Source organism: Cohnella nanjingensis, assembly GCF_014212125.1.
GTDB classification, from domain to species: domain Bacteria; phylum Bacillota; class Bacilli; order Paenibacillales; family Paenibacillaceae; genus Cohnella; species Cohnella nanjingensis.
Map to the genome: position 1 here is coordinate 137,870 of NZ_JACJVP010000005.1, position 17,901 is coordinate 155,770.

Genomic DNA, 17,901 nt, shown 5'->3' on the forward strand with positions numbered 1-17,901 from the left:
CGCCGTGGAAAAGGAGGAATTACGTTGGCGATGAACGAACCATCCATCAACTCGCAACCTGACGCTCCCGTCCTTTATCCTGACAATACGTATTACCACGGTCTTATCGATTGGAACGACGCGAACGACCCGCTTCGCAAGCTTGTGACGCCCGCCGCCGAAGCGGCGGCCCCGTCCCGCGGCATCTGGTGCATCTCCGACGAAGAGAACGACTATCTCGCGCAAGGTTACCGTCACCAGTACCGGACGACCGCCTTTCTCATGGTGCCGGAGACCGAAGCCAAGGAAGGCATCGAGCCCGCGCTTGCGTACATCACGCAGCATCCGGAGATTCGCCAGGTCGTGCTCGCCGGCGGAGACAGCCTGAATCTGCCGACCTCCAAGCTGCGCACCGTGATCGAACGCCTACGCGAGATCCAGCATGTGGGGATCATCCGGCTCAGCTCCAAGATCCCGGTGATCAATCCGATGCGCATCTACGAGGACGAGGGCCTGCTCGAACTCATCCAGACGCATTCTACGCCGGCCAAGCGCATCTACGTCATGGCGCATGTCCACCATCCCCGCGAGCTGACGCCCGAGTCCGTCAAGGGCTTCCAATCGCTGCAGGCCGCGGGCGCCGTCGTCGTCAACCGCACGCCGATCCTGGGCGGGATCAACGACGACTCGGAGGTGCTGGCCTCGCTGCTCGAACGTTTGACCGAAGCGGGAGTCACGCCCTATTACTTCTTCCTGAACCGCCCGGTAGACGGCCGCCAATCGTTCGCGGTGCCGCTGGAGCGGGCCTACCGCCTCGTGGAGAGCGCCAAGGCGCGGACGACCGGCCTGGGCAAGCGGGTTCGCCTGTCGATGAGCCACAGCTCCGGCATGATCGACCTGCTGGCCGTCGACGGAGGCAAAGCGTATCTCAAATACCATCCGTCGCTCGAAGACGAGACGGGCAAGTTCCTGACGGTCGACTGCGCGCCGGACGCGACCTGGTTCGACGAGCTGCCCGGCAGCGACGATGCGGCCGCGAGAGAGCAGGATGCCCGGGATTCGGCCAAGAGCCAGCCGCTGCCGACGTATCTGCGGACGCCGTACCACATCGGAGATTGATTCGCGCATCGCCGCGGCCCGCTCGGGCTGCGGCGGTTTTTTTGTCCCCGTTCCACAAACAATAAGCCGCGCAGATGGCGGCGCGCGATCGCTTCACGAAATTTTAACAAATCGGGAGAAACGAAATTGAAACTCCGGCGCGCCGTCCGCGTATTATCGTTACATAAGGCCGAACGAATAACAGGCCACGAGGAGGATTCGTGTAAATGTCCATTTTCAAACGATTGCGCGATCTGACGTTGTCGAACGTATATGCTCTCATCGAGAAAGCGGAAGATCCGGTCAAGATGACCGATCAATATTTACGCGACATGCAAGAGGATCTGGAGGACGCGGAGAAGGCGGTTGCCGCGCAGATCGCCCTGGAGAAACGCTTCAAGCAGCTGTATGAGGAGCAATCGGCTCTCGTCGCCAAGCGCGAGGAGCAAGCCAACATCGCCGCCCAAGCGAAGAACATCGAACTCGCCCGCCGGGCGCTGGAAGAGAAGAAGGCTTCGGAGCAGAAAGCGGCCGAGTACAAAGCCAGCTACGACCAGAACAAGCAATCCGCAGACAATCTGCGCCTGAAGCTCGACGAGATGCGCAAGCAGTTCACCGATCTGAAGAACCGCCGCGAGACGCTCGTCGCCCGCGCGAACGCCGCGAAGGCGCAAGCCGGCATCAACAAGGCGATGGCGGGATTCGGCGCCGACACCGCGATATCCGGTCTGAGCCGGATGGAGGAGAAGGTTCGCCAGATGGAAGCCCACGCGGAGGCGACCGAGGAACTGAGCGGCGCCAAGGGCAAATCGCTGGACGACGAGTTCGCTGCCCTCGGCAAGAACAAGGAAGTCGAAGACGAGCTTGCGGCGCTGCTCAAAAAGTACGAAAATTAAAGCCGTTAACGAAAAAGGAGAACCCCGTCGCGGGGTTTCCTTTTTCCACCATTTAGAATGGATGAGTTCTACGCTTATCCATTTCTAAATGGTCTCCGATAAAAACGATTCGCCCTCTTTCAAGGACGGCGAAACCGTTTTTACTTGGATTCAGGGAGGTCTAGGCACGTGGCCCCGCCCTGCTATCGGCTCCGTTTCCTAACGGGTTCGCCCTCTTTCGAGGACGGCGAAGCCGTTTTTGTTCTAGTTAAGGGGCGATCCCGCGCGCAGACGGCGGATCGTCCGAGAGGAGAGACGTTCACGTTGAGTTGGGACCAGATCGCAGGCACGCTGCTGTGGACCGCCGCCGGCGGGGTGCTGCTGTTCGTGCTGATGGGTATCGATGCGATGTTCACGAAGTACAAGGACATGGAGGAGATGAAGCGGGGCAATACCGCCGTGGCCGTCCGCTTCGTGCTGAAGCTGCTGGCGCAAGGCTATATTTTCAGCCGCTCCATCGTCACCTCCAACGATCTGGGGGAGGCGCTGCTCGTCTCCATCATTTCTTTCGTCATCTTGTTCATTCTGGAGTGGATCGTAGAAGCCGCGTTCCGGAAGATCGCGGATCTGCGGCTGGACGAAGGAGTCAAGCAAGGGCTGGTCGGGCACGGATTGGTCGCCGGCTCGCTGCACTTGGTTGGCGCACTGATCATTGGGGCGTGCCTGTAAGACGCCGCGGCTAGGAGGAGGACGGACATGAGCTTGTTTCAGCGCGTCAAAAACATATTAAAGAAACCCGAGCCGCTCAAGGCGGAGCGCAGCGTGCTCACCCTGGGTCCGGGAGACGTGTGCGAAGTGTCGCTCGTCACCTACCAGGTCGTCGGGCGGACGAAGCCGGTGAACCGGAATGCCGTCTGGCTGTCGCTGCGGGACGGGGCGGACATCCGCTACCTGTCGATCGAGGAGCGAATGCAGTCGGAGTTCGCGCTCTATAGCGCCATCGACGGGCGGCTCGATTCGATGGACGAAGTGCCGGCGCATATCGAGCTGGACGGGATCGACTACCATCTGGAGGAGCAATATGCGTCGCGGATCGCGGAAGCGGGACAGACGCCGTTCACGTCGTCCGGCGGCGAGCTGTACGTCTGGCAGTTCCAGTCGGACGGGCGGAAGCTGCTGCGGATCGAATGGCAGGACGGGCGCTTCATGCTGTACGAAGGGGAGCAGATCCTCCCCGCGGACGTCGAGTGGCTGAGAGGTAACGTCTGATGAGCCCGCGTCTTCGCCGCTGGGGGTCGGCGCTTCATCTGGCGGTCGTCCTCAGCTTGATCGTGACGCTGCTCTCCGCTTGCGGAAGCAGCATCAACGTCAAGGAGACGTATCCGCTCGAGTCGGTCAGCCAGAACGGCAGCCAGACCTCCTATGTCTACCGCGCGGCGGGAGAGACCGTCCAGGAGGTCGCCAAAGGACTGGTCGTCCAGAAGAAGCCTGACCAGCTCTCCAAGGAAGATCCGGACCATATGTTCTTGGTCTACCCAGACCAGATTATTCACGTCCAGAAGGACGAGCAGAAGCCGGAAGACTCGCTGGTCGAAGTGGACAGCAAGGAGTACGTCCGTCAGAACTACAGCCCTTCGTTCCTGGAAGGCTACCTGCTCGCCAGCCTGATCGGCAATCTATTCGATATGTCGCGGCCCGGCGGGTATTACGGCGACTATCGCGGCTACGGCAGCCAGAAGGCGTATCCGCCGCCGGCTACCGGCAAGTACCGCGCGCCGACGGACAACGATCTGAAGTCCGCGCCGCCGATGACGGTCAACAAGAAAGGCTCGATCTTCAAGCGCGGCAAGACGCAGAGCGGCTCGGACGTCGGTTCGGGCGGCCTGTTCAACAAGAAACCGCCGTCCACATCCGGTTCGAGCGGCTCCGGCGGGAGCATCACCCGGAACAAGGATGGGGACTCTTCGAGCAAGTCCGGCTCCTCCTGGATCAAGCCCCGCAAGTCGACGAAGCCCCGAACGAGCTTCGGCGGCTCGGGGCGGATATCCAGGCGACGATGAGTCAACAAATAAACCGGAGCCTGCGAATATGCAGGCTCCGGTTGCTGTATGCGCCTCTGTTGCGCCATTCCTTCAGCCGCAGCGTATCGATGCGACTTCGCCCGATGCGACGAACATCAGCCGTTGCAGGCCTCCGAGGACTTCAGCAAGCTGATCTCGACGCCTGCCAGCATCATGATGCCGATGCCGTGGTTGTCGTTAACGACGGTACGCAGGTCGTACATGTAGTAGTCCGGCGAGTAAGAGTAGCGCGAGCCGCTGCATACGCCGTGGACATTGCCTTGGCGGTCGATCGCGACGGTGGTCAAGCCGCGCCAAGCTTTGACTGCCGCTGCCGCATAGGATGCAGCGTCACTGTTGCCGTCCCCGTTGTCCAGCCAGCCGTAGCGGACGCCGCGAGCGAAGGCGTAGGCGAACATAGCGGTGCACGAAGCTTCCTCGTACGCTTCGGGCTCGTTCAGCACTTGACGCCACAAGCCCGATTCGCCCTGCAAGGCGAGTACCCCCGCGCACATGCGATTGAAGAAGTCGAGCAGTCTCTCGCGATCGGGGTGTTCGCTAGGCAGCTTCTCCAGCAGCTCCGTCAGCGAGAACAGCACCCAGCCGTTGCCGCGCCCCCATGGGATGCGTGTCGGCTGACCGTATTTGAAGTCAAATACGTGAGACATGATGCGCTGATCTTCCATGAACAAGTAGCGTCGGAACAGCAAGAATTGCTTCGCCGCCTCATCGATCGCTTCTTGAGAGCCGGTTGAGGCGGTATAACGGGACAGGAAAGGAGCGCTCATGTACAGATCGTCCGCCCACATCGTGTCATCGAAATATTCGCCGGGGCTTTGACGGTAGAAAGCTCCGTCGCCCCTGCGTTCCAGCTTGCGAAGCATAAATTCCGCAATGTCGCCGGCGATGCGCAGGAAACCTTCATCGCCCGTCTCTGCATGCGCTTCGAGCATAGCGGAGCCGAACGAGCCGCAATTGTCCAGCATTCGCATCATGACGAGCTGCTGATTGACGGAAGGGAAGCCGTATTCGTCCCGATCCCACAAAGCGTACGCATACATGTCGGCGCAACTGCGGATATGGCTTAACGCGTAATCGGACAGCTCGCGTCGTTTCAACGTCCGAGCGGACCTAAGCAGTCCGTACATCGTCACGCCGAGCGGATAATCCCAGCGCCCGTAGTTCGTGGAGGCTCCGGTCGTCCACTTGTTGCTCAGCATCGCGTTCTCATAAAAAGGTCGTACGCGCGTCTGCGGCATATCCACCGTCCAGTAGGCGTACCCATCGGGACTCCCCAGCGTATTGACGGAGGGCAGCAACGATGACAGCGAGCAGACGGAGGCGGGGCTAAGATCGGCATCGGAGGCGACGGGACCGGAATACAGCCAAACGCCTTGATAGCCGTGCACCTGCGCCGGAGGGAGGAAGGGGCGGGGGCGCTCGCCTTCGAAGGCCTCAAGATCGAAGCCCCAGCCCTTCGATCCGTTGATCGTGCGTACAAGCAACTGAGCGGAGCCGGAGACGGTCAAGGGCGACGTTCGGAAGGTGCCGGCTTCCGCCAGGTCGACGACGAGCCGCTCGTTCAGCCAGATGGAGGTCGGCCCGTGGGCTTCGCCTCGGAGCACGATGGATGCCGGACGCGCCGTCTCCAATCGCGTCCAACCGTAAGCGGCAACCGCGCGATCGGGACGGCCGTAGAGCCGTTCCATGTTCGGCAGCGCCTGCCTCTCCGCCGACCACCGGGTCTGCGGCAGCCAAGTCAAGCCGCTGTCCTCTTCCGTCCGTCTCCCATCCGGAAACTGTCCGTTAGAGCCGAATAACGCAGACCGGGTAGCCTGAGAGAAGACCCAGCCCGCGCTGCCGGATCGATCCGCGAAAGGAGACAGCACGTTCAGGATGCGGACCTTCGCCTCGTCGGCTCCGAATCGGCAGCCGAAGCCCGCGGCAGTCCGCCTTACCTCGATCAGCAGCTCGTTCCAGCCCCTGCGGAATAGGAGCGGAACGACGATTCGCGCATCCGGTTTCATCTCGTCCACCGCGCTTGACCGGTACAACTGCTCTGCATTCAGGTAAAGCCTTGTCGGACCGAAAGGCTCTACCAGGCCGTCGATCGCTCGCTCTCCATCGCTCCACACGAGACCGAACAGATAGGCATAGTCGCCGATAGTCGCTTGCGGCAGCCGTTCCGACAGGTCCATGTCGTACAGGCCCTCGGAGGTTTGGAGCACGCCGGCCTTGGAGAAGGCTCGCAACGCGAACGGAACGGGCGGATTGGCGCCGACATAGCGACCCGAGAGCAGCTCCAGGATGCGGCGGTCATCGTCCCCGAACGCGTATCGCGCGCTGTCGCGGGGTTCCATATAGACGGTCAACGGCTGCTTCCTCCTCGTTGGTCCGACTGCGACAGCCGGATGTCGAACGTCCGGTCGTACGGCGTCAGCAGATTGACGATCAAGGTCTGACAGTCCGGCGGGAGCGGGGCGTTACGGAGCGTCCGAGCCTTATGCTCGTGCGCTCCGCCGTCCACCTCGATCCAGTCGCCCCCGACCGCGTAGCGGATCTTGCCTTTGGTCCAAAACTGCGAACGTGCCGCCGACGGCCTGCCCGCCGACTTCTCCGCGGAGGCCTCAGCAGATTCCAATCCGCCGCCTTTGAGCGTCCCGTCGACGCCGAATACGAACGTCAGCTGCGTCAATACCGGATCCGGCATCCGGCAATGCACGCGCAAGCGCCAACCGTCGTCCCTGCGGGTCAACTCCACGTCGACTCGGTTCTCCTGCAGATGCGTCGCTTCGCGCAAATGGTGCGGAAGCAGGTACCATGGGCTGACGTCTTCGCCGGCTGTCGCCGGCAGCTTGTCCGCGGGAACGGGACCGTAGTAGCCCTTGGATTCCGTGCCGTGCAGCCTATAGCCGTCCTCGAACGTCTCCAATGCGTTCATCCGAACGAATCCCGGCTCGAAGTTCGAGCCGATCCGAACGGCGAGCAAACGCGCGGCCCCATGGCGCAGCGCGAAGAACGATTGCGTCTCGGTCATGACGGTAGCGCTTGATCTGCCGGCTCGTTCCCGCGCGACGGGAGCGCCGAATTCGGGATGAAGCCGGCTGTGATAGATCCGGCCTCCGTGGCCGGCGTCCGCCATGGACGCTAGATGACGCTCGCGCGGGAAGCCGCCGTTCAGGACGACCCGGTATTCGACCGGCAGTTCGCCCGGCGCGACGGCAGTCTCCAGCAGCTCGGGGCGGAGCAGACAGCCAAGCAACGTATGGTTAGGCGCGGCGCCGGGGTGATGGAGCGACTGGCCGGCAAGCTCGGCCAGGGCGGCGAACAGCGGATCGCGATCCCGATGCGTCATCAGCTTGCTGACGAGCAAGTAGCTGGCCATGTCATGAGTATGACCGAAATCCTGGCGGCCGGAATAATCCGTGACCACTTCCCCGTCAGGGTGAATCAAATAAGCCATCATACGCAGATTGCGGCGAACCGGCTCCAGCAACTCGGGGCGATCGAGCAGGTCCGCCGCGTGCGCGAGCATGACGTCGCTGACGCCGTTGTAAATGCCGTTGCTTCGCTCGGTCCATTCGCCATCCGGGGTGCAATCCATGCCTTCCGCGAGCCATTGCTCCGCTCTTGCCTTCAATTCAGGCGATCCGGTCAGCCGGAAGAGGAAGCCTAGCGCCGCGGACAACACCCACCGGTGGTTCGGGGTATGGCAGCCGCCGGTTAACAGCGCTGGCGCCGTCCGTTCCAGGAACAGCCGGAGGTCCGCTCTGACGCGGTCAAGGGGCTCCCAGCCGTGGCGGTCGAGCAGCTCGAGCGCCTGCGCCAGTCCAACGACGACGAACGCCGTGTCCGGCGGCGAATGCATATTCGTCCAGCCGGGAGAGATCGTGCCGTCTTCATGCTGCGCGCGGAGCATGAACAAGACGGAGAGCTCCAGTCGCTTCAGCAGCTCTATGCCGTGATAATAGCGTGAGTCGGGGGCGACGAGCGCGCATGCCCATTGCGTCATGACCGTCACCGTTCCCGTATGGCTTGGCCAAGCTACGCCGGTCTCCGGGTCCGCTATGCCTCCGAAGAATCGGCTGCTTGCGTCCATCACCTGGTTCCCGATTCCGTCAGCCGTCCAATAATCGTTAACGGCGATCAGCTTCTCGTACATCCTCATCCATCCTCTCTGCGATGTTCCGCTTCCTCAATCTTGAAGGCTGCTTAGCCTTTAACCGCCCCTAACATGACGCCGCTAACGAAGTAACGCTGGAGCCACGGGTAGACGATCAAGATCGGCACGGTAGCGAAAATAACGCTGGCGGCCTTCAAGCTCTCGGGCTGCAGCGCGGCATGACCCGAAGCGCCCTCCATCTGCAGAAGCTCGCTTATCATGTTGTTCTGAACGAGCTGATAGAGCTTCAGCTGCAGCGGATACATCTCCGGACTTGTAATGTACATGAGCGTGTCGGTGAAGCCGTTCCATCGTCCGACGGCGTAGAACAGGCTGAGCGTCGCCAGCACCGGCATGGACAGAGGGATGATGATGCTGACAAGCGTCCGAAAGTGCGAGCTGCCGTCGATCTCCGCCGATTCTTCCAGACTGTCGGGGACGTTCTGGAAGAAGGTGATGAGAATGATGAGATAGAACGGACTGATCAGGCCGGGCAGCACGAGCGCCCAGATGGAGTCGAGCAGATGCAGGTTACGCACCAGAATATATTCCGGAATGATGCCCCCGCTGAAGAACATCGTGATCATAATGACGAACATGAACAGCTTCCGGCCCTTCATATTCCGCTTGGACAGCGGATACGCCGCGGCGATCGTCATCAGGATGCACAGCGCCGTGAACAGGACGGTGAGCAGAATCGTGAAACCAAGCGAGCGGATCATGGAAGCGTCCGAAATGACCTGCTTATACGAGTCCCATTTAATCTCGATCGGGAAGAGACTGACTTCGCCGGACATGATCGAACGGGACGAGCTGAGCGAGATCGAGATGATGTGAAGAAACGGAGCCAGACATACGAGCACGAATAACAATAGAGCGATCAAATTGACCGCGTCGAAGATGCGGCCGTCACGGCGAGCTTTCATGTCTGATGCTCCTTTCCAATATTCGATGCCGAAGCGTCGGTCGACTACAGAATGCTTTGATCCGCCAGTTTCTTGGAGGCGTAGTTGGCGCCAAGCACGAATAGGAGCCCGACGACGGCCTGAAACAGACCGACTACCGTAGCTAAGGTGTATTGGCCGGATTCAATGCCGACACGGTAAACGAACGTGCTCAGCACGTCGGAGTATTCGCGGACCGCGGTATTGCCGATGACGTAGGGACGTTCGAAGCCGATGGCGATCATGTTGCCCAGACTGATGATGAGCAGCGTTACGATGGTGGGCTTCAGACTCGGCAGCGTGATGCTCCATATTTTCCTGACCCTGCCCGCGCCGTCCACGTCCGCCGCTTCGAACAACTCCCGGTTGATCCCCGTGAGCGCGGCCAAATAAATAATCGTCCCCCACCCCGCGCTTTGCCAGACGCCGACGATCAGATACGTGACCAGCCAGTCCGCCTTGTTGGTCAGGAACGGAACCGCCTCGAAGCCCAAGGAGGTAATGATGTTGTTGATCATGCCGGATTGCGTGCCGAAAACCTGGTATACGATGCCTCCGATGATGACCCAAGAGATGAAGTGCGGGATGTACAGGATCGTCTGGGACAGCTTCTTGAACCAGGCCGACTTTAATTCATAGAGCATGATGGCGACGATAAGCGGAGCCGGGAACGAGACGAGCAAGTCGAGGAAGTTGAGCATGATCGTATTGCGCAGCGTCTTATAGAAGTCGCCCATCGCGAACACTTCGCGGAAGGCGTCGAGTCCGATCCATTTGCTCCCGTTGATGCCTTGGAAGAAGTTAAAGTCCTTGAACGCGATCACGATGCCGTACATCGGTCCGTATTTGAAAATGATGAAATAAAGCAGGGGAAAGACCAGCAGCGCGTACAATTGCCAATATCTGCGTAAGTATCCGAATGCGTTCAAGGCGGTTAGCCTCCTTCATCCTGCGGTTGCGCCCAAGGAGGAGCATGGGGGCTCCTCCTCGAACGCGGGGTTCTCGCCCTCTTCTGAGGACGGCGAAGCCGGTTTTACTTACTTCATCGCCTTGTAGGCTGCCGTGCGCTCATCGAGAATCGCCTGTCCGCCGCTTGACAGATAATCCTTCATCATCGATTCGTACGTGCCGTCGAATTGCTCGGGCTTCACCATCGCCGTCTTGACGATGATTTCTTTGAACTTGTCTTGCAGCGTGGTGCCGTATTTCGCTTCCGCTTCGATCGGCTTGTCGAACCGCACCGGCTTGAACGTATCCGAGCGGGATATCGTCAACGCCTTGCGCGTCTCTTCCTGATATGGCTGCGGCATGCCTACGACGTAGGCCTCGATGTTCTTGTCCGCGTCGCCGAGCTGCTTGCCGTTGGAGATAATCGCCATATCGCCTTGGTTGTAAAGGCGGTTCTTGATTTCCTCGGCCGCGTTCGTATTCATGACTGGAGTCCCGTCTTTTAACGTGTAGTTTTCGCCTTCCACGCCGTTCTGCATCTTGAATAGATTGTCGCCGGAAGCCATCCAGTCGAGGTATTTGATCGCTTCGACCGCATTCTTGCTGGACTTCGGAATCATGAGGTACATGCCGATCGGCGTATATTCCGGCTTCGGATGTTTGCCTTCTTCGTTCGTATATACGTCGACCGCGGCGAGCTTCGCATCCGGCATGTTTTTTTGCAGGGTCGCGTAGAGGCCGTCGGCGTAGAACGGGTTCATATCATCCTCGCTGAAGAAGCCGACGAGTCCGCTGGAGACGTTCTGACTCAGCTTCGTCTTGTCTTTGTCGAGTCCGAAGTCCGGGCTGATCAGCTTTTCGTTGTACAGCTTGTTCATGAATTGCAAGGCGTCCTTGAAGCCCGGCAGCAGCGTCGGAAAGTCGTTCGAGCCTAACTGCTGGGTTAACGTATAGCGTTGTTCCTCGGACGTCGGCTTGATGAACGACCAGATGAGCGGCTCATATTGGGCCGGCGCGATCGACATGCCGAGCGGAATGACTTTGCCTCCGGTTTGACCGGGGTCTTTGTCTTTAAACGCCTTCAGCGTGGCATACAATTCATCCGTCGTTTGCGGCATCGGCAGACTCAGCTTATCGAGCCAGTCTTGACGGATGAAGGAAGCGTACTTGCCCAGATGCGACCGTCTGGCGGGCAGCGCGTATAGTTTGCCGTCGTACTGGCCGTACGCTAACGTATCTTCTCCCAAAAAGTTTTTGAGGTTCGGACCGTACTGGTCCAGCAGCTCGCCGAGATCGGTCAAGCCGCCTTGTTGGGCATAGCGGTTGAACGTCGGCGTATCGTACGTGAACACGACGTCGGGTACGTCGGTGCCGCTCGCCATGAGCACGTTGAGCTTATTGACTTCTTCGGAGCGAGGAACCGGGACGTATTGTACGTTAATGTTGTTCGGCGTACCGAAGTTGTCCTGAACGAACGTGGTGAGATAATTTTTGGTAATCGAAGAACCGGTGGGAGAGTTGCCGCGATCGAACACTTCGACTTTAAGCGTGGCCGCCTTGGTCTTGGCGGAGGAGCCGGCGGACGCGGTAGCGGAAGCGCTCCCGCCGTTATCCGCGTTGTTGCTGCTGCAGGCCGCTAGCAATACCGAGCCTGCGATAGATAGCGCGACCAATTGACCGGTTCGTTTCTTGAAGCTTGCATGTCGCCTCTTTTGAACCATGGTTCCAACCCCTTTGTGTTGTTGAATGGATTCCGAATCCGGCAACGATTGAATGCGGTTGCAAACGTATGATTTTGGAGCCGATCATCGGAATGGCCTCAGTATGTCATGCGCAATGACGCAACGACAATAAACTAGTTTCCGAAGGGCAAACCGACGCGACGAAGCCCGCCGTTATGCGATTTCACGGCGCCGAATGAACCAAATTCCCGATATAAACCGAATTCGGGCGGTGTCTCGACCGCCCGAACACATCGTTATAGGATAGAACGCGCATCTTATAGAGGAGCGGATGGCCGTATTTTGAGCTTGCGGAAGTCGCCCGGCGTGACGCCGATCGTTCGTTTGAACACGCGGCCGAACGTAATGGCGTTGGCATACCCGACTTGAAGCGCGATATTCTGGATCGTATCGGCGCTATCGGCTAGCAGCTGCTCGGCATGCTGCATGCGAAGCTGTACGAGGAAATCGACGAACTTCATGTCGTATTCCTGCTTGAATAGATAGCTGGCGTATTTGCCGGTAATTTGAAAGCGGTCGCTCAAATGCTTGAGCGACAGGTCGGGATCGGCGAAGTTCTCCTGAATGTAGCCTCGCATCTCCGTGATCATCGCTTTGTAGTTCTTCGTCTCGCTGACGGCGACATAGGTTCGGTAAATTTCGTTCAGGTATTCCAACAGTCGTATTCTCATCTCGGAGAGGGAGGGAGCGGCTAGCAGCCTGCGCAGCCAATCGTCGGCGTTCTCTCCTTCGAAGCAATCGTGCAGAGACGCGGACAACTCCTTGAGCTCGCGTCCCAGCATCTGTAGAAGCAGCCGCAGCAAGGCGTGGACGTCTTCGTCTCGCGGCGCGTCGGCTCCCAATCGTTCGAAGATGCCATCCAGTCGTTCGCGCCAGCGTTCGTTCGTCAAGCGGAAGTCCTGTACGCAATCGGCGCAGAGCTGCATGTATTTGAACATCTCGACCTGCCGTCCGCTCGGCACGTCTTCGATATCCGTCACGAAAGCTTGGCCGATGGACAGCTGACGATCCAAAGCGGACAGAGAAGCTTTGTACGAGCGGGTCAGTTGGCTCCATTCGGTGACGACGATGCCGATGCCGAAGGAAAGGGAGAGCCGCAGATGTTCCGCCATCCAGCTTCGGGCGGCCGAGGAGGCGCCGCGGAGCCGCTCCTTCATCTCGGCGCATTCCGCGGGCGCGGCCAGAATGAACGCGATTCGGTCGGGGCCCGTCCACTCTCCCCAGCCCTCCAGTCCTTCGTTGCGAACCAACTCCTGCATGACGTTGCCGAGCGCGTATTTCATCATGTTTTGCTCGCTGGAGGAATAGGCGTTCTGGAATTCCTCATCCTGGTTCAGCTTGATCGAGATGACGGCATACTGGCCGGATTCCCGCAGCAGGTTCAGCTTGCGGAGCCGAAGATGAGTCTCCTGGGACCATCCGCCGACGATCAGATCGATGAACAGCTGCCGGCGCTGGATCAGGACGCTCTCCTGCTGCTCCTTCTCGTAATCGATCGTCTGATGAATGAGATTTTCCAGCGCCCGGTCGATCCGCGACAGATCGTCCAGCTTGACCGGCGCGCCGTCGCTGCGAACTTGAAGCGTCTGGATACGGCTGATCATCAACTGGATCGGCTTATAGTTCCGTCTGGTAATCCAAATGATATAGAAGAGAGCGGCAGCGAACGTAAGCAGCGCAACCGCCACCCACGCATAGGAGATGACGGACACCCAAGCGAACAGTTGGCCGCTCTGAAGGCCGCTCTCGAAGGTCCAGTTCAGCGCGTCCGAGCGGCTCGCGGTCAGCACCTTGCCTGCTCGGACCCGATCGACGCCGTTGTCGGAGGGGTAGACGGTCTGTCCGGTCGCGTCGGTAATTTGCAGGAACGAGACGTTGTGATTGGTCATGCCCGAGATCATCTGCTCCAACCCGTATAGGCGGATATTGATGACGAGAAGACCTTCGTTGCCAAACGGGAGGGGAGCGGATTTGTACATCGAGACGACCCTGACCGGCTCGGCGCCGTCGTATTCGCGATAGGCGCGAATCGGCGACCAGCCCCGGTAATCCCGATGGTTCCAGGCTTGCTCGACGAAGGCGCGATCTCCGAACGACGACAGATCCGTTTGTCCGTTCTTGGTCAGAACAGCGCCGTCCGATTCGCGGTACATGTAGACCGATTCGATCAATTCGTTATTCTCCACGATGGCGGCCAAGCTGTGCACGACGCCGAATTTGATCTCTTGGTTGGCCGAATGGTTCATATAAGCGGCGTAGTTCGCGTTCTTGACCGCTTCGCCCGAGACGGTCATCTCGATCTCATGGGCGGCGCGCTCGATGCTGTCGACGGTGTAACCGGTAGAGATGCCGTCCGCTTTTTTCGTCTCCGTCCGCGAGATCTCGCTTACCGCAATGAAAGAAAGGGAGATGATGATGAAGAAGGTTAGCACGAGAATGGGGAAGTACGAGAACAGCAGACGAAAATACCAATTGCGAAGCATAGGATGTCCTCCTGAACAAAGTCGATACTGTAGGTGGGCATGCGGGCCGCAGGAGCGGCGGATGAAACCGAACAAATGCGAAGGCATGGCCTTTTAGGAAGCTGTGAAGGCAGGGACTATTTGGAAGCTGTGAAGGCAGGGACTATTTGGAAGCGCTATCATTAGTGGAGGAGCGTTAAGGTAAGCGGTTTACCATGCAAATATTGTATCATAACCGGTCATCGATACGCACCTCCTTCGCCAGAACGTCCGGGCGGGTGAATGCGTCGTTATCCGGGGAGCAAAATTAACACTCATGACCGTTCCGGCCGCAAGTGATGATGAAGAGGCTTAAGGCACGCGCATTTTCATAAAAAACGTATCGTTACTGTGGCTGGCGAGCGTCCTACGCGCGCTGTAACGATAAAATGTATCGTTAGAGCGGCTGGCGAGCGTCCTACGCGCGCTGCAACGATAAAATGTATCGTTAGAGCGGCTGGCGAGCGCCCTACGCGCGCTGCAACGATAAAATGTATCGTTAGAGCGGCTGGCGAGCGCCCTACGCGCGCTGCAACGATAAAATGTATCGTTAGAGCGGCTGGCGAGCGCCCTACGCGCACTGTAACGATAAAATGTATCGTTACAGCGGCTGGCGAGCGCCCTACGCGCACTGTAACGATAAAATGTATCGTTACAGCGGCTGTCGAGCGCCCTACACGCGCTGTAACGATAAAATGTATCGTTATAGCGGCTGGCGAGCGCCCTATGCGCGCTGTAACGATAAAATGTATCGTTAGAGCGGGAAATGCGGCGGCTCGACACGATGTAGCGATAGAAATGCAGTATCGCCGTTCCCGTCACAGGCCATGATGGAAATGCTTCAGACCGTGCATTTTCAAAAAAAAAGAGGAACCCGTCAAGGCTCCCCTTTTAGTCATATAGCAACCAGCATGTATCAATCGCACGCCTATCCATTCCTGTAGAAACGTCGGTCTAAAAGCGTGGCTCTCTTCTAAGGAGAAGGCCTGCCCCGCACTATCCGCTCAATACCCGCGCAGATACGGCTTCGCGACGTCCGCCTTGCCGTCCAGCTGGCGGATCGCGTCGACCGCCCAGTACGGGTTGCGGAGCATCCCGCGGGCCACCGCTACGAGGTCGGCGTCGCCCGTGGCCACGACGTTCTCGGCGAGCTTGAAGTCATCCAGCATGCCGACGGCCATGACGGGTACGCCGAGCGATTCCTTCACCGCGCGGGCATAGGGAACTTGATAGCCCGGGAAGTTGCCGGGCTTGCCCTTCACGGCCGGGCCGCCCTCGCCGCCGGTGGAGACGTCGAACAGGTCGACGCCGGCGTCCCGGTAGGCGCGGCTGACTTCGAGGCTGTGCTTCAGGCCGTAGGCGTACGACGCGTACTCGATGGCGGAGATCCGCATCAGCAGCGGCATGTCTTCCGGCAGCACGCGCTTCACCGCGCGGATGACCTCCACGCCGAACTTGGCGGGATCGCGGCCGAATTCGTCGTCGCGCTTGTTGATGCCCGGCGAGTGGAACTGGTGAATGAGGTAGCCGTGCGCGCCGTGCAGCTCGATCGTGTCGTACCCGGCGGCGACGGCGCGCGAAGCGGCTTGGGCGAACTTGTCGACGAGCGCCCAGACCTCCTCGGTCGTCAGGGCGCGCGGCGTCTTGGCCGTCGCGTCGAACGGCTCGTTCCACGGGCCGACGGGCACTTCGGCGTCGAGCGCTTTGCGGCCGGCATGGGCGATCTGCACGGCGATCTTGGAGCCGTATTTATGCGCTTCGTCCACGATGCGGCGATGCGCCGGAATCTGGTCGTCGGACCAGATTCCGAGATCGCGGTTGCTAATGCGGCCGTCGGGCTCGACGTCCGTCATCTCGACGATGATAAGTCCCGTTCCGCCTATGGCGCGGGAAGCGTAATGGACGAAGTGCCAGTCATTCGGCGCCCCGTCCTCCGCGTCGACGGAATATTGGCACATCGGACTCATGACGATGCGGTTGCGCAGCGTCAATCCTTTTAGCGTATAAGGGGTGCTCAGTTGGCTCATGAATCTGGTCTCCTCTCCAGGATATAGGTTCTCTCTGCACCTATTGTAACAGATTCGGTCACAGTTTAGGAGCGGGCGGTTCGCATCTCGGTCGCCAGCCGTCTGCGGAGAAGCAGCCATACGAGGATCGGGGAGCTTCCGAACGCGAGGAGCATGACGTTAATGACCGTCGGAGCGGTGCTCCGCGAGATGACCGCGATGAACGCAATCGTCCCGATGAATCGGCCGGCGTTCAGCGCAAGCTCGCGGAAGATGATGTATTCCTCGCGCCGCCTGACGCTCTCTTCGTTGCTGCCGATCTGGTCGAAGACGATGGAGACGGAAGGGATCGTATACAGCGGAATGAACATCGCGGTGCCGATCCCGAAGATGAGCAGCGTGCCGTAGCTCACCCCCCAGAACAGCGGCAGGATGAACGCGCTCAACATGACGACGCCCGCGAACATCCCCCAATGCCGATAGCGGGGCTTGAGGAACCGGCCGGCCAGATAGAAGCTGGCGAGCGCGACGGCGGAAGTATAGAGGGAGAAGTTGCCGATCTTCATCTCGCTCCGCGTGGACACGTAGACGAGCAGGGCGACCATGAAGCCGAAGATGCCCTCGCGCAGCCCTTGGGCGACCATGGCGAGTCCGATGATACGCCAAGGGTTGTCCCGTTTGCGGATGCCCCGGAACCCTCCGCGCCAATCATAGCTGTTGTCGACTTGCCGCTTGTGCAGGAGGAAGGTCAAGAGGGCGCCCGCCAAGAAGACGGCCAGCGAGATCGAGAAGATCAGGCGGTATCCGGCGTTGCCCGACTGCCGGGTGATGAGGTAGCCGGAGATCCAGGGGACGACCATGCCCGCTACGGAGCCGAGGAGACCGGCGACGCCGTTGAACCGGTCGCGGTTGTCCCGGTTCGTGATCTCGAAGTAGACGACGTTGAAGGCCAACCAGAACAAACCGGACGAGATGCCTTGCACGAATCCGAGGAGCGCGATGTAGCTGGCGGCCCTGGTGCCGAGCAGCAGCACGATGCCGTAGAACACGGCCGCCAGGAGGACGCCGATCCGGAGGGCGTTCATCTTGTTGCCTTCTTTGACCCATTTGCCGGCGAGCCAGAAGGTCAGCGACATCGTCAGCTGGTGCACGACCGCGAACCAGCCGAGCAGGGCGTAATCGTTCTTGATTTTCCATATGTAAATGTTCACGAACGTCCCCGACAACGCGTTGGCGCAGGTGAAGAGGGCGTTGACCCCGAGCAGCAGGAGTGCTTGACGGTCCAGCTTGCCGCTTCCTCCCTTGTCCTTCTTCGCGGGCCGCGTCTGTACGGCATCCCGTTCCCGGGCGCCGAACCCTTCGCGCAGCGAGGGACGCGCTTTGGTATGGTCCAGCATCTTGGCCTCCTGGATGTCGATTCTAGGGTGCAGGCGCTATCGAGATGCGCGAGACAACCTTCCTAAGGTTCGCCAGAATGCTGGAAATCATGAGTCCAAATCCAGGGATATCGGAACAATTCCCGCCGTCCCCGCCCAGTGAAGGCGGGGGCGGCGGGCGCATGCGCCAGCAGGGGATCCCCCGCGACC

At 59.6% G+C, this 17,901-nt stretch carries 13 protein-coding genes; 5 read left to right on the top strand and 8 right to left on the bottom strand.

Annotation, left to right across the window (positions count from 1 at the left end; genetic code table 11):
• The first annotated feature begins 30 nt into the window (after positions 1–30).
• The 5 genes from H7C19_RS04450 to H7C19_RS04470 all read left to right on the top strand — a co-directional run bounded on the left by H7C19_RS04450 (position 31) and on the right by H7C19_RS04470 (position 4,012).
• Entirely contained in the window at positions 31–1,098 is a 1,068-nt protein-coding gene (locus H7C19_RS04450) for a KamA family radical SAM protein (protein WP_185141378.1), read from the top strand.
• A gap of 206 nt (positions 1,099–1,304) precedes the next feature.
• Complete coding sequence (locus H7C19_RS04455; protein ID WP_185141379.1) at positions 1,305–1,973, top strand: PspA/IM30 family protein; 669 nt, start codon at positions 1,305–1,307, stop codon at positions 1,971–1,973.
• A gap of 303 nt (positions 1,974–2,276) precedes the next feature.
• Entirely contained in the window at positions 2,277–2,681 is a 405-nt protein-coding gene (locus tag H7C19_RS04460; RefSeq protein WP_185141380.1) for a DUF350 domain-containing protein, read from the top strand.
• Positions 2,682–2,708: 27 nt separating this feature from the next.
• A complete protein-coding gene (locus H7C19_RS04465; protein ID WP_185141381.1) occupies positions 2,709–3,221 on the top strand; it encodes a DUF4178 domain-containing protein in 513 nt (170 codons plus the stop codon).
• Positions 3,221–4,012 (top strand): DUF4247 domain-containing protein, encoded by a 792-nt coding sequence (locus H7C19_RS04470; protein ID WP_185141382.1) that lies wholly within the window; start codon positions 3,221–3,223, stop codon positions 4,010–4,012. Before H7C19_RS04465 ends, H7C19_RS04470 begins: the two co-directional genes overlap by 1 nt.
• 116 nt (positions 4,013–4,128) lie before the next feature.
• Here H7C19_RS04470 and H7C19_RS04475 read toward each other — a convergent pair whose 3' ends face one another.
• The 8 genes from H7C19_RS04475 to H7C19_RS04510 form a co-directional block, all read right to left on the bottom strand.
• Positions 4,129–6,384, bottom strand: coding sequence for a glycoside hydrolase family 88/105 protein (locus tag H7C19_RS04475; RefSeq protein ID WP_185141383.1), 2,256 nt, complete (start codon positions 6,382–6,384; stop codon positions 4,129–4,131).
• Entirely contained in the window at positions 6,381–8,174 is a 1,794-nt protein-coding gene (locus tag H7C19_RS04480) for a hypothetical protein (RefSeq protein WP_185141384.1), read from the bottom strand. The genes H7C19_RS04475 and H7C19_RS04480 overlap by 4 nt, the downstream gene beginning before the upstream one ends.
• A 50-nt stretch (positions 8,175–8,224) precedes the next feature.
• Positions 8,225–9,100: a carbohydrate ABC transporter permease gene (locus H7C19_RS04485; protein ID WP_185141385.1), complete on the bottom strand. Its 876-nt coding sequence runs from the start codon at positions 9,098–9,100 to the stop codon at positions 8,225–8,227.
• 44 nt (positions 9,101–9,144) lie between these two features.
• Positions 9,145–10,047: an ABC transporter permease gene (locus tag H7C19_RS04490; protein WP_185141386.1), complete on the bottom strand. Its 903-nt coding sequence runs from the start codon at positions 10,045–10,047 to the stop codon at positions 9,145–9,147.
• A gap of 108 nt (positions 10,048–10,155) precedes the next feature.
• Positions 10,156–11,787: an extracellular solute-binding protein gene (locus H7C19_RS04495; protein WP_185141387.1), complete on the bottom strand. Its 1,632-nt coding sequence runs from the start codon at positions 11,785–11,787 to the stop codon at positions 10,156–10,158.
• Positions 11,788–12,065: 278 nt separating this feature from the next.
• Positions 12,066–14,291 carry a helix-turn-helix domain-containing protein gene (locus H7C19_RS04500; RefSeq protein ID WP_185141388.1) on the bottom strand — a complete coding sequence of 742 codons (2,226 nt, stop codon included), beginning with the start codon at positions 14,289–14,291 and terminating at the stop codon, positions 12,066–12,068.
• A gap of 1,022 nt (positions 14,292–15,313) precedes the next feature.
• A complete protein-coding gene (locus H7C19_RS04505; protein WP_185141389.1) occupies positions 15,314–16,336 on the bottom strand; it encodes an NADH:flavin oxidoreductase/NADH oxidase in 1,023 nt (340 codons plus the stop codon).
• Between the two features lie 65 nt (positions 16,337–16,401).
• Entirely contained in the window at positions 16,402–17,712 is a 1,311-nt protein-coding gene (locus tag H7C19_RS04510) for an MFS transporter (RefSeq protein WP_185141390.1), read from the bottom strand.
• Positions 17,713–17,901 lie beyond the last annotated feature (189 nt).

Excerpts from the sequence above, each read along its gene's own strand:
- H7C19_RS04450 (WP_185141378.1), top strand. The coding sequence starts at position 31 with ATGAACGAACCATCCATCAACTCGCAACCTGACGCTCCCGTCCTTTAT.
- H7C19_RS04455 (WP_185141379.1), top strand. The coding sequence starts at position 1,305 with ATGTCCATTTTCAAACGATTGCGCGATCTGACGTTGTCGAACGTATAT.
- H7C19_RS04465 (WP_185141381.1), top strand. The coding sequence starts at position 2,709 with ATGAGCTTGTTTCAGCGCGTCAAAAACATATTAAAGAAACCCGAGCCG.
- H7C19_RS04470 (WP_185141382.1), top strand. The coding sequence starts at position 3,221 with ATGAGCCCGCGTCTTCGCCGCTGGGGGTCGGCGCTTCATCTGGCGGTC.
- H7C19_RS04480 (WP_185141384.1), bottom strand. The coding sequence starts at position 8,174 with ATGTACGAGAAGCTGATCGCCGTTAACGATTATTGGACGGCTGACGGA.
- H7C19_RS04485 (WP_185141385.1), bottom strand. The coding sequence starts at position 9,100 with ATGAAAGCTCGCCGTGACGGCCGCATCTTCGACGCGGTCAATTTGATC.
- H7C19_RS04495 (WP_185141387.1), bottom strand. The coding sequence starts at position 11,787 with ATGGTTCAAAAGAGGCGACATGCAAGCTTCAAGAAACGAACCGGTCAA.
- H7C19_RS04500 (WP_185141388.1), bottom strand. The coding sequence starts at position 14,291 with ATGCTTCGCAATTGGTATTTTCGTCTGCTGTTCTCGTACTTCCCCATT.
- H7C19_RS04505 (WP_185141389.1), bottom strand. The coding sequence starts at position 16,336 with ATGAGCCAACTGAGCACCCCTTATACGCTAAAAGGATTGACGCTGCGC.
- H7C19_RS04510 (WP_185141390.1), bottom strand. The coding sequence starts at position 17,712 with ATGCTGGACCATACCAAAGCGCGTCCCTCGCTGCGCGAAGGGTTCGGC.